Annotated in this window: 11 protein-coding genes; 9 read left to right on the forward strand and 2 right to left on the reverse strand. The window is 34.4% G+C overall.

The window, feature by feature from the left end:
* Nucleotides 1-47 precede the first annotated feature (47 nt).
* On the reverse strand, nucleotides 48-1,046 hold the full coding sequence (locus M0R16_00480) for an inorganic phosphate transporter (GenBank protein ID MCK9611359.1): 999 nt from the start codon (nucleotides 1,044-1,046) through the stop codon (nucleotides 48-50).
* Nucleotides 1,047-1,051: 5 nt separating this feature from the next.
* A complete protein-coding gene (locus tag M0R16_00485; GenBank protein MCK9611360.1) occupies nucleotides 1,052-1,702 on the reverse strand; it encodes a DUF47 family protein in 651 nt (216 codons plus the stop codon).
* A gap of 333 nt (nucleotides 1,703-2,035) precedes the next feature.
* Between M0R16_00485 and M0R16_00490 the strand changes: the two genes are divergently transcribed.
* The 9 genes from M0R16_00490 (at nucleotide 2,036) to M0R16_00530 (ending at nucleotide 11,789) form a co-directional block, all read left to right on the forward strand.
* Nucleotides 2,036-3,523: an oligosaccharide flippase family protein gene (locus tag M0R16_00490; protein ID MCK9611361.1), complete on the forward strand. Its 1,488-nt coding sequence runs from the start codon at nucleotides 2,036-2,038 to the stop codon at nucleotides 3,521-3,523.
* 85 nt (nucleotides 3,524-3,608) lie between these two features.
* Nucleotides 3,609-4,763 (forward strand): hypothetical protein, encoded by a 1,155-nt coding sequence (locus M0R16_00495; GenBank protein MCK9611362.1) that lies wholly within the window; start codon nucleotides 3,609-3,611, stop codon nucleotides 4,761-4,763.
* A gap of 101 nt (nucleotides 4,764-4,864) precedes the next feature.
* Complete coding sequence (locus M0R16_00500; GenBank protein MCK9611363.1) at nucleotides 4,865-5,518, forward strand: acetyltransferase; 654 nt, start codon at nucleotides 4,865-4,867, stop codon at nucleotides 5,516-5,518.
* A 1-nt stretch (nucleotide 5,519) separates the two neighbouring features.
* A complete protein-coding gene (locus tag M0R16_00505; protein MCK9611364.1) occupies nucleotides 5,520-6,500 on the forward strand; it encodes an SDR family oxidoreductase in 981 nt (326 codons plus the stop codon).
* Nucleotides 6,500-7,609 (forward strand): DegT/DnrJ/EryC1/StrS family aminotransferase, encoded by a 1,110-nt coding sequence (locus M0R16_00510; protein ID MCK9611365.1) that lies wholly within the window; start codon nucleotides 6,500-6,502, stop codon nucleotides 7,607-7,609. The genes M0R16_00505 and M0R16_00510 overlap by 1 nt, the downstream gene beginning before the upstream one ends.
* Before the next feature lie 14 nt (nucleotides 7,610-7,623).
* Nucleotides 7,624-8,637 carry a class I SAM-dependent methyltransferase gene (locus M0R16_00515; GenBank protein MCK9611366.1) on the forward strand — a complete coding sequence of 338 codons (1,014 nt, stop codon included), beginning with the start codon at nucleotides 7,624-7,626 and terminating at the stop codon, nucleotides 8,635-8,637.
* Complete coding sequence (locus tag M0R16_00520; GenBank protein ID MCK9611367.1) at nucleotides 8,634-9,641, forward strand: SDR family oxidoreductase; 1,008 nt, start codon at nucleotides 8,634-8,636, stop codon at nucleotides 9,639-9,641. Before M0R16_00515 ends, M0R16_00520 begins: the two co-directional genes overlap by 4 nt.
* Nucleotides 9,642-9,646: 5 nt before the next feature.
* The gene (locus M0R16_00525) at nucleotides 9,647-11,167 is read left to right on the forward strand and encodes a PfkB family carbohydrate kinase (GenBank protein MCK9611368.1); all 1,521 of its coding nucleotides are present in this window, start codon (nucleotides 9,647-9,649) and stop codon (nucleotides 11,165-11,167) included.
* A 4-nt stretch (nucleotides 11,168-11,171) separates the two neighbouring features.
* Nucleotides 11,172-11,789 carry an SIS domain-containing protein gene (locus tag M0R16_00530; protein MCK9611369.1) on the forward strand — a complete coding sequence of 206 codons (618 nt, stop codon included), beginning with the start codon at nucleotides 11,172-11,174 and terminating at the stop codon, nucleotides 11,787-11,789.
* The last annotated feature ends 60 nt before the right edge of the window (nucleotides 11,790-11,849 follow it).

The raw sequence follows: 11,849 nt of genomic DNA on the forward strand, positions 1-11,849 counted from the left end.
CTTTTTACGTTAATTATCCCTAAAAGTTAAGATGAAAATAAGATTTTCTAAATAAATAAATGCAGGAGAAAATAAATAATGCCTGAGAATATCATAGCACATGGAATGGTAAATATCCATGCAATAACTATATTCCCCGCTAGTTTCCATTTAACTGCACTGGCTCTTTTAGTTACACCAACACCCATAATAGCACCAGTAATTGTATGTGTAGTGCTTACCGGGATTCCTGCAAATGTAACTCCGAAAAGAGTTAATGCTCCGGCTGTTTCAGCACAAAAACCCCCGATGGGTTTGAGATGAGCAAGCCCCTTACCTAAAGTCTTGACTATTTTTTTAGAGCCCAGAAGAGTTCCCATAGCGATAGCAGTGTAACATGTAAGGGCAACCCAAAGTGGGACGTCAGCATCCTGGGGTAAGTATCCTGTACCTATTAGGAGCATTAAAATAATTCCCATTGTTTTTTGAGCGTCATTACCTCCGTGACCAAGGCTGAAAAATGCAGATGACACCAACTGTAAAACCCTGAAGTATCTGTCAATTTTTAATGGTGGTTTTTTACCCCAAATCAGTAATGTAAGGTTCATAAAAAAGTATCCGATAATAAAACCGAATAATGGAGCAAAAGCTATAAATAGTACTATTTTAAAAACACCGCTGAACATCACTGCCGAAGTACCTCCTTTTATTAAAGCCGGGCCAATTAATCCACCTATAAGTGCATGAGAAACACTATTGGGTATCCCATTAAGGGCGCATATTAAAACCCAGAAACCGGCCCCCAACAAAGAACTTAAAATAAAAACATTGTCATCTTTAATAATGTCGGGCAGAATAATACCCTTACCTATTGTGTGAGCAACAGGTGAACCATAGAACACACCAAAAGCCACGAAATTGAAAAAAGCAGCCCATAGAACAGCTAGTTTCGGAGGAAGAACATTCGTACCTACAATAGTTGCAATGGAATTCCCGGCATCATTCATGCCATTCAAAAAATCATACAGTACCGCAACAACAATTGTAATGATAACTATCGCTAACATAAGGATTACGCCACTTTCACAATTATGGATTTTAGAACGTCTGAAACATCTTCAGCCATATCTGTTGCCGTTTCGAGTGTTTTTAAGATGGTATCCTTTTTAATTAATTCAATAGCATCTTTTTCGTTCTCAAAAAGGTCTGATACCGACATATAATACAGGTCGTCAACAAGGTTTTCAATTTCGTTGAGCCTAATGCAGGATTTTTTTATAATTTCAGGATGTTTGAGATTGGATAATTCACTAATAGCAATTTTTAGTTCCCGTGTTGCCTGTACGAGCAGCTCTGAGATTTCAACGGTGTTTTTAGGTAATGAGTGTATTTTATATAACTCAATTCTTTTTGCACAGGAATTAATATAATCCATCACATCATCAAGAGATGAAGTTAGGGTTTGAATATCTTCTCTGTCAAAAGGGGTTATGAATGTTTTGTTTAACTCATCAAAAATCGTGTGGGTGAAATCATCCCCTTTTTCTTCACATTGTTTAATTTGAGTAACAATACTATGTTTTTCATCATCATTTTTAATGAGCAAAACAAGTTTGTTGAGCAAAATTGCCCCTTTTTCGAGGTTTTCAGCCACTCCTTCAAAAAGCGGGAAAAACTTTTTCTCTTTTGGGACAAAAAACTGAAATACTTTATTAATTCCCATTTGTTTTTGTTTATGTTGGCAAATTTATTAATATATAGCTAACAAAAAAACAATGTTCGAAAAAAAACAGCCCTTATATTTGGGCTGTTTTTTAATCTGACTTTATAATTAAAGAAAACTTGGGGTTTGTAATAAATAAAAATTAACTATTAATTCATTATTACGAATTTTTCTTTGGTTTGTTTCAAATGCTCACAGAACAATGATTAAGAAGTCAAAAGATAAACTGTTCGTGAAATTATTATTTTATCTTTGCATACATGTTTTATTTAAAAAAATCCTTTATTCATAGTTAAATAGCCTGTTAATGATTATTATAGGTAATTTATTTTTATGATATCTAAAAAATTCATTAAGTCATCTTTTATTTATTCTTTCATTGGGGCGTTGCCGCTTGCTTCAAGTATAATACTGTTGCCTTTTTATACCAATTACTTAAGCACTTCAGATTTTGGGATTTTTTCTCTGTTCCTAGGATTTACGGCTCTAGTGCAGATACTTGTAAACCTTACGATAGACCAATATCTTGTTTATAGTTATTACGATTCGAAAGACAATTTTCAAAAAGTTAAGGAAATTGTCGGAACATCAGTTGCAATCCTTTTGGTATGGGGAGCTTTTGTTTCGTTAATTTTTTATTTATTTGGTTCATCCATATTTGATTTGTACAACACATATTTGACCAAGGAAACAAAGGAGATTAAATTTTTTCCGTATGGTTTTTTTTGTGTGCTGACTGCGGTTTTTAACAGTCTTTTTCAATCCTATAAAGGATTATTGATAGCACAGCAAAAGCCCATTCAGTATTTTTGGTTCAACATTAGCAACTTTTTTCTGACCGTTGGCATTTCTCTGGGTGGGCTTTTCCTATACCCATACACACTTGTAGGCCCAATGTACGGACGTTTATTGTCGGGAGTAGCTATTTTTATATTGGCGTTGCTATCTTTTATTATAAATTTCGGACTGACTTTTCAGAAAAAGCTTCTAAAGAACATATATAAATTTTGTTTTCCACTGTTTTTTAATTCTAATGTGATTTGGGTAATAGGATATCTGGGAGTTTTCATAATTAATTATTATACTTGCAGTTCCGATGTCGCTATTTACAATTTTATTATTTCCACAACGTTCTTGATTGAGTTTTTACAAAACGGGCTTACCAATGCTATATATCCTAAAATATTTGACCTGTGGACCCGAGATAAAATCAACAGCAATTCAAAGGAAGTAAATAAATATTTCAATGCTTATACCGGGATCAGTCTGCTGATTATACCATTATTTGTTTTGATAATTCCAATCATTGTTCCCGTTTTTGTACTTAATACAGATTTCCTTCAGGGTTTTACTTTTCTGTTATTGATCAGCGTAGCTTTTACTTTCAGGGGCATACAGAATATTTATTTTACTTCTATTATGTATTTGAAAAAAACCAAAAGAATAGCAAAAATAAACTTATATACTTCTATAATTCAGATCGTTGTGTCAGTAGTTTTAATCAAGCAATTTGGCTTGTCAGGGGCTTTTTGGGCATTTATGGTGGTAAAACCAGTACAAACATTGATATTTTATCTTGAAACAAAAAAACTATTTCAATATAACATGAATTACACCAAACAGGTATTTATTCCTTTGGTATATGTTGCGTTGGCAATAATACTATATCCTTTCTATTTTAAATTTAATATTCATATTCTTAACCTGATACAATTAACTGTAATCTGGACCATTACATTTTTGGTTTACAAAAATGAAATAATAAACTTGATCCGTTATTTCTTTTTAAAAAAACACTCACTCACCAATGTTAAGTCATAAATTAATTGCATTATTAAAAATATATTTAACAAAAATCCGATTATTGATTTATTCAATTATATCCTCTTTTTTTGATCTTATCCCGATGATGTTACATTGGCCTTTGAAAAATATTTCAGAGGCTTGTAAAAACAAAAAAAATATAGTATTTGTTGGAGGTACATCAAGTGTCAGAATATCAAGGATTGCAAAATGGTTGAATAAAAGTAGTGATTATTATACTATACTGCTTTGCCATCAAAAAGGTTTTATGGAGGAATTCTCAAATCAATACTGGGGAAAAATAATTTTTTTCAGAAATAAATATCATCTGATCCGGATAGTAAAGCAATTAAAAAATGTATATCTGATGCATGGATTTGCTACTAAAAGCTATTACCCTGATATTGCCAGAAAGTGTAATGCTGCAAAATTTATTATGGATTTTCAGGACGTCTATGCATGCTATTATGAGCTTCCACCAAAACTTAGATGGTTGAAAATTGAATTGCCGTATGAAAAGAACTGCCTTGAGAAATCTGATGGAATAATTGCACATAGTCTGGAACCCTTAGTTGCTTATAATAAATATAACATCAGACCTCATCCAGATAATATTTTTTTCCCATTATATTGTGATGATGATTGTATTGTTGATAAAGTGAATAACCCTGACCCTGAGAATATAAGTTTTGTTTATGCCGGGCAGATATCCGGATCACATCGCGGCAGAGTCTTTCGCGGGTCAACTCAATTCCACACATTAATTGATACTTTAAGTAATCAGAAAATTCATTTTCATATTTACCCCAGCCCGGCAGTACATTCAACAGATATTGATGAGTATCAACAAATTTCGGTTAACAACCCATACCTCCACATACACCCTTCTGTTGTTGCAGAAGAAATATCTTTAGAACTTTCAAAATATAATTTTGGTATTATTCCTTTTTTTCTAAAAGATACAGGGCAATCTAAAGATAAGTATAAGTATGCAACATCGCTAAAACTATTTAACTACATAGAAGCAGGGATCCCCGTGTTTGTATCAGAAGATGTTTTTTATCAAAGCTGGTTGTTAAAAAGATATAATGCCGGCATAATTATTAAAGAGGAAGATCTTAAATGTCTTGACAAACTTATTATGTCATTGAATTATGAAGAAACTGTAAAAGCTTTGAAAAAAAGCAGACAAAATTTATTACTGAGCAAGCAGATCTCAAGGTTGACAGATTTTTACAGTAAAATTGCAAAGAAATAGGAACACAAGGCTTGTGTTTACTTTTAGTCTACCATACAGTAAAAGAAATTTTACTTATACCTTAGATATTATTATTAATTTTGACTTTTTAAATTTTTGAATTGAAAAAAATTGTGATAATTGGTGCCCGTTTTGATGGTCATGCGAAAGTAGTGCTTGAGATTATTCAATCAGAAAGAAAATATGAAGTGGCAGGTTTTGTTGATGATAATTTGTTTGGTAAAAATATTAAAATCAGAGATCTGTCAATTATAGGTAGAATGAATGATTTGGAAAAATTAAAATCACAACTTGGCCTTTATGGCGCCATTGTGGCAATTGGAAATAACAGCCAGAGGCGATTTTTAGCAGAAAAGGTCCAAAAAACAGGTTTAGAACTTATAAATGCGATACATCCTACAGTTCATATTGATACTGGGGTAACTATTGGAAAAGGAAATGTATTTTGCCAGGGAGTTATTATCGTAACTGGAACTAAAATAGGCAATTGTGTGAATATTCATACCGGGGCTACGGTAGATCATGATAATGTTATTGATGATGGTGCGAATTTAGGTCCCGGGGTTCATACAGCTGGGCGGGTTACTATATGTAAGGATGCTTTTTTAGGCACTGCCACCGCTGTTATTCCCGACGGAATTATAGGTGAGGGGGCTGTTACAGGTGCAGGCACTGTTGTGATACGGCCCGTAGAACCATACACAAAAGTTGTAGGGGTGCCTGCTAAAATGATAGAAAAATTAATAAAACCCTAATATGCAAAAGATATTTATTACCGGTGGCGCCGGATATGTTGGCTCTGTATTAGTTCCAAAACTTCTTAACAATGGCTACAAAGTTACCGTACTCGATTTAATGATTTATGGTGAAGATGTACTGCCAGATCATTCCAATTTAACAGTCATTAAGGGAGATATAAGAGATAAAGCACTTCTCGCAAAACTACTGCCTTCTCATGACGCCATTATTCATCTGGCTTGTATATCAAATGACCCCAGTTTTGAACTTAACCCACAACTCGGTAAGTCAATAAACCTTGACGCTTTTGAACCCTTAGTAGATATTTCAAAAAAATCAGGCGTAAAGCGTTTCATTTATGCATCTTCATCAAGTGTTTATGGTATTAAAAATGAACCTGATGTAAATGAATCCATGATTCTTGAACCACTGACCGACTATTCGAAATTTAAAGCAAAGTGTGAAGAAATTCTTGATAAATACAAATCTGAAAATTTTACCACATGCACTATCCGCCCTGCCACAGTTTGCGGGTATGGCAAAAGACTTCGTCTGGATCTGACCGTAAATATTCTCACAAACCTGGCTATAAACAAGGGGGAAATAACCGTATTTGGAGGAAACCAGAAACGCCCGAATATTCACATTGAAGACATGACCGACTTGTATTTGCTATTGTTACAACTGCCTGACGAAAAGATATCTGGAAAAATATGGAACGCCGGTTATGAGAATTATACGGTCAGGGAAATTGCTGAAATGGTTAAAAAGGTTATTGGGAAAAATGTTAACATTACAACTTCGCCCACAGATGATAACCGTTCTTATCATATTTCATCTAAAAAAATAAAAAATGACATCGGGTTTATTCCGAGCCACACTATTGAAAATGCTGTTGAGGATCTGAAGGAAGCTTTTGACAAGGGTCTGGTGCCCGACTCGTTAACAAATGAAAAATATTTCAATGTTAAACTAATGCAAAAAATCAATCTGAAATAATGAAAGTTCCCTATATAAATTTGAGTCTTCAACACCAAGCGATAAAAAATGAGATCCTGGCCGAAATCACAAAATTACTTGACAACGGTCAGTTCATTATCGGTGATGCTTTGGCTCTGTTCGAAAAATCTTTTTCTTTATTATGCGGCGTTAAATACACGCTTGGCGTTGCCAATGGCACCGATGCCCTATGCCTTTCATTAAAGGCTTTGGGTATTGGACCTGGCGATGAAGTAATTACTGCACCGAACTCTTTTTTAGCTTCCGCTTCTTCTATAGCCCTTGCTGGCGCAACCCCTGTGTTTGCTGATGTCAGGGATGATTTTACCATTAATCCTGATGAAATTGTCAAAGCAATTACAAAAAAAACAAAAGCGATCCTTCCGGTTCATCTTACCGGCAGACCAGCAGAAATGAATGCAATTATGGATATAGCGAAGATGTATAGCCTTTTTGTTGTGGAAGATTGTGCTCAGGCTGTTGGTGCCACTTATTACAATAAGAGTGTTGGCTCTTTTGGCGATACCGGATGTTTCAGTCTGCATCCATTAAAGAACCTTTCAGCCTGTGGAGATGGGGGGCTGATCACAACTAACAGTGATACTATATACAATTACCTGAAAAAAGCCAGGAATCATGGATTGAAAAGCAGGGACGAATGTGAATTTTGGAGCCTTAATTCCCGTCTCGATAATATTCAGGCAGCTATTTTAAATGTCAAACTTAAGAAACTATTTGAGTGGATAGAAAGGAGACGACATATTGCTTCTGTTTACAGGGAAAAATTACAGGGTTTAGATATGATAATTCCGCAAGAATCAACAAATATGAATGCTGTATATCACACATTTATCATTCAGACAAAACACCGGGATCAGCTAAAAGATTATCTGTTGCAAAAGGAGATTGACACAAAAATTCATTACCCTATACCTATACATCTTCAGGAATCTGCCTCTTATCTTGGATATAAAAAAGGCGACTTCCCGGTAGCAGAAAAACAAGCCGAAACTATTTTAAGCCTTCCCGTTTTCCCCGAACTTACCGATGAGCAAATTAACTATGTATGTAGTTCCATAATTAATTTCTTTAATAAAGAAAAAAAATAAAACATACAGTTTTAATGGAAATTATAGCTAAGAAATTTTTTGATGCGATTGCAAAGGATTCCGGGTTTATAAAAAAATGGATCATCGCCTGGGATTATCAGTTGAAACGAAAAAAAACGCACAAAAAATATAACGATTCACTGCCTGAAGATTTCTTTAGCTATAATGGGCCTGAAGACCTCATCAGCTGGCTAAACTGGTTTTCTGTTGATTACCCTGATTATTTTCCCCGGGAAATGGTATTTCCACTTCTTGAAAAAAGTAAAATTATTGATAAGTCATTATTGACACAGTTGAACTTGAAATTTGATTATGAACTGTATGAAAAAAGAGTTGGAATAAACAATGTTCATGACTATCTGATTCCTAACCTTTATCCTGTACCTGAAAGAAATAGAATAAAAAATATCCTTGATTTTGGCGCGGGATATGGAAGGCAGGCCAATTTGTGGACCAGCCAGGTGGAAAACCCGGTATTTGTAGGGATGGACGCTATTCCCAAATCATATTGCCTCCAGAATTTGTATTATAGTAACCTGAATCAAAATTTTTTTGAATATTTAGATAATCCGGATAAATTTAAAATCGACCTTGATAAAAAGGGAATTTATCATATTCCTACATGGAGATCCGATTTAATACCTGGCGGTTCTTTTGATCTGGTTATATGTGTTCAAGTGTTGCCGGAGTTAAATTCTAAGTTGATACGGCACATGATAAATGAATTTAAAAGAATTTTAAAACCAGGAGGAATGTTGTACATAAGGGATCATGCTTCCAAATGGAAACCTGCTGGAAAAATCAATTTCGAAAAATATTTAAGAAATAATGGCTTTGTTCTTGAATTTCAGCCACATGTTATAAATGATTTGGATATTTTCGGAATTCCGCGGATATGGAGAAAAAAAGACGAACAGGTAATAAAATCCCAAAAGGCACAGATAAAAGATAAATTTAAGCAATTTTACAGGGATTGTGATGCCAGTTTAAGCGGATTATTAAGTAAAACAATAAAAAAGTTTAAATGAAAGCAATTGTAACAGGGGGATGCGGCTTTATCGGAAGTCACATGGTCGACAGGCTTCTAAACGAAGGATTTGACGTTATTGTTATAGATAATCTCAGCACCGGACGTTTATTAAATTTGGAACATCATAAAAACAACCCAAAGTTGTCTGTACATATTGCAGATATTTCTGATTTCGATAAAATATTAACTTGCTTTGAAAATGTTGAATGGGTTTTTCATCTCGCTGCACTTGCAGACATAGTTCCTTCAATTGAAAAACCGTTGCAGTATCACAAATCAAATGTTGACGGGACCATAAGCGTTTTGGAGTGCTGCAGAAAATCAAATGTAAAACGTGTAATTTATGCAGCATCATCGTCGTGTTATGGAATACCCGATGTTTATCCTACCCCGGAAACGGCTGATATACGTCCACAATACCCTTATGCAGTCACTAAATTTCTGGGAGAGAAATATTGTATGTACTGGCAGCAAATTTACGGTTTGCCTGTAACATCCATGCGTTTTTTTAATGTATACGGTCCGCGTTCCCGCACAAGCGGTACATATGGCGCAGTATTTGGCGTTTTTTTATCACAAAAACTCAACAACAAGCCATATACAGTCGTGGGTAGTGGTAAGCAAACAAGAGATTTTACCTATGTTACTGATATTGTAAATGCGTGTTTTATGGCTGCCGGTAATAATAATGCCATAGGAAAAATAATGAATGTGGGAAGTGATAATACTTATAGCGTAAATCGTCTGGTGGAATTACTTGGCGGAGAAGTTATTTATATTCCAAAACGTCCCGGGGAACCTGATTGTACATTTGCTGATATATCCAGAATCAAAGAGGTGCTTCAATGGAGACCACTTATTTCCTTTGAACAGGGTGTAAATAATATGCTTGAAAATATTGAATACTGGCGTGAAGCACCATTATGGGACCCTGAATCCATAGCTGAAGCCACCAAAAGCTGGTTTAAATATTTAGGGAATGATGATAAAAAAAATTTTTAAGGATTATGACTAATTCAAAAATATTAAGTCTCGAAGAACTTGCAAAAACTATTGTTGAGTTAAAAAATCAGGGAAAAACTGTTGCTCATTGTCATGGATGTTTTGACTTGTTGCATCTTGGGCATATCAAACATTTCGAAGCGACAAAAAAGGCGGCTGATATTGTAATTGTCACTATCACTCCTGACCGTTTTGTAAATAAAGGCCCTGGCAGGCCTGTGTTTAATGAGATTCTTCGTATGGAAGCAATAGCTGCACTTCAAGCAGTTGATTACGTGGCTCTTAATAAATGGGATACAGCAATTGAAACTATAAAACTATTGAAGCCGACCTTTTATGTTAAAGGCCAGGATTACAAAGACAGAGAAAAAGATATCACTAAAAATATTTATTTTGAAGAAGATGCTGTAAAATCAGTTGGTGGGCAGATTTATTTTACTGAAGAAATCGTTTTTTCATCTTCATCACTGATAAACGCATATTTTAGTCCACATGATGAAACCGTTCAGGATTATATGCGGGACATGAAAAGCAAATATTCTTCTGAGAAAGTCATTTCGTATATAAACGCTTTAAAAAACATCAGGGTACTGGTTATTGGCGACACTATAATTGATGAATATCATTATTGTTTACCACTGGGTAAATCATCCAAATCGCCTACGATTTCGACAGTATTTTTAAGAAGTGAATCTTATGCTGGTGGTGCACTTGCTGTTGCAAATCATATAGAGCAATATGCAGGCAAAGTTAAGCTGATTACGGTGCTTGGCTCACAAAATGACCAGTTAAGTATAATTGAAAGCAAGCTTTCAAAAGGAGTTGAAAGAAAATTCTTTTACAGAAATGACGGTCCCACAAATACAAAAAGAAGGTATCTCGATAAATATTTAAACACAAAACTTTTTGAAGTTACTTTTATGAACGATAAATTCATAGATAGTTCGCTTGAAAATGAAATTATTTCTTACCTGAAAAATAATATTGATAATTATGATATGGTTTTAATTTGTGATTTTGGGCATGGATTCATTTCTCCTGGCTTACAGCAATATATTCAGGGTTCTGGAAAATTTCTGGCGATAAATGCCCAGACAAACAGCAATAATTACGGATTCAATTATATTACAAAATACAGAAATGTTAACTATATTTCCATTGACGAAAAAGAACTCCGACTTCCTTTTGGTGATAATTACGGAGATTTGGAAACACTTATCGGAAAATTAAGCCATATAACAAACTGTAATGAGATTACAATAACATTGGGGCAGTCAGGATCCAGATTTTTTTCCGGCGGAAAATATTATTCTTCACCTGCATTTGCAAATTCAGTAAAAGATTCGGTTGGCGCGGGAGATGCCGTATTATCAATTACATCACTTCTGGTATATGCAAAAACTCCTACTGATTTAATACCCTTTATTGGAAATTGCATGGGTACGATTGCTGTTAACATTATTGGGAATGAACACCCTGTTTATAAAAAAGACCTGACAAAGTTTATTAATCATTTTATGAAATAAAAAAATGAAAATAGAAAAATTTATTGAGAGATATTATTCTGAATTTAAGAAAGCGTTTGAGCAGATTGAGACTACTGATAAATCTGGTAGAAACATTAAATTCAATAGTGGAATAAGCCTGTCAGTTAAGATGTTATCTGATATTCAAAAAAATAATCGAAGGGTATATCTTATCGGAAACGGAGGCAGTGCGGCAATTGCCAGCCATACGGCCATTGATTTATTAAAAAACGGAAATATCCCAGCTACAGCTTTTAACGATGCTTCACTTCTTACTTGTTTATCCAATGATATCGGATATGAAAATGTTTTTTCCAAACCTATTGAAATGCTTGCCAGAAAAGGTGATTTGGTTGTTTGTATAAGCAGTTCGGGGAACTCTGAAAATATACTTAAGGCAGCACAAACTGCAAAGACAAAAGGTTGTGTAATAATTACCTTGTCGGGGTTCGTCCCTGAAAATAAATTAAGAGAGCTTGGAAATATCAACTTTTTTGTGCCCAATTTTTCATATGGCTTCCTTGAAGTAATTCATCAGTTTATACTTCATTGCATCCTTGATGCAAAAATGTATTGTATAGACCGCAGGGATATATTTAATAAAAACCTAGAAATGCCTTAGATTGTTATTCTAAAACACTATTAGTTGAAATCACGGTTCAATATCTATCCCTAATCCACA

The organism is Bacteroidales bacterium, from assembly GCA_023228145.1.
Classification (GTDB): Bacteria; Bacteroidota; Bacteroidia; order Bacteroidales; family CAIWKO01; genus CAIWKO01.

Coding starts and splice junctions, on each gene's coding strand:
- M0R16_00485 (MCK9611360.1), bottom strand. CDS start 1,702: ATGGGAATTAATAAAGTATTTCAGTTTTTTGTCCCAAAAGAGAAAAAG.
- M0R16_00480 (MCK9611359.1), bottom strand. CDS start 1,046: ATGTTAGCGATAGTTATCATTACAATTGTTGTTGCGGTACTGTATGAT.
- M0R16_00490 (MCK9611361.1), top strand. CDS start 2,036: ATGATATCTAAAAAATTCATTAAGTCATCTTTTATTTATTCTTTCATT.
- M0R16_00505 (MCK9611364.1), top strand. CDS start 5,520: ATGCAAAAGATATTTATTACCGGTGGCGCCGGATATGTTGGCTCTGTA.
- M0R16_00520 (MCK9611367.1), top strand. CDS start 8,634: ATGAAAGCAATTGTAACAGGGGGATGCGGCTTTATCGGAAGTCACATG.
- M0R16_00525 (MCK9611368.1), top strand. CDS start 9,647: ATGACTAATTCAAAAATATTAAGTCTCGAAGAACTTGCAAAAACTATT.
- M0R16_00515 (MCK9611366.1), top strand. CDS start 7,624: ATGGAAATTATAGCTAAGAAATTTTTTGATGCGATTGCAAAGGATTCC.
- M0R16_00495 (MCK9611362.1), top strand. CDS start 3,609: ATGATGTTACATTGGCCTTTGAAAAATATTTCAGAGGCTTGTAAAAAC.
- M0R16_00530 (MCK9611369.1), top strand. CDS start 11,172: ATGAAAATAGAAAAATTTATTGAGAGATATTATTCTGAATTTAAGAAA.
- M0R16_00510 (MCK9611365.1), top strand. CDS start 6,500: ATGAAAGTTCCCTATATAAATTTGAGTCTTCAACACCAAGCGATAAAA.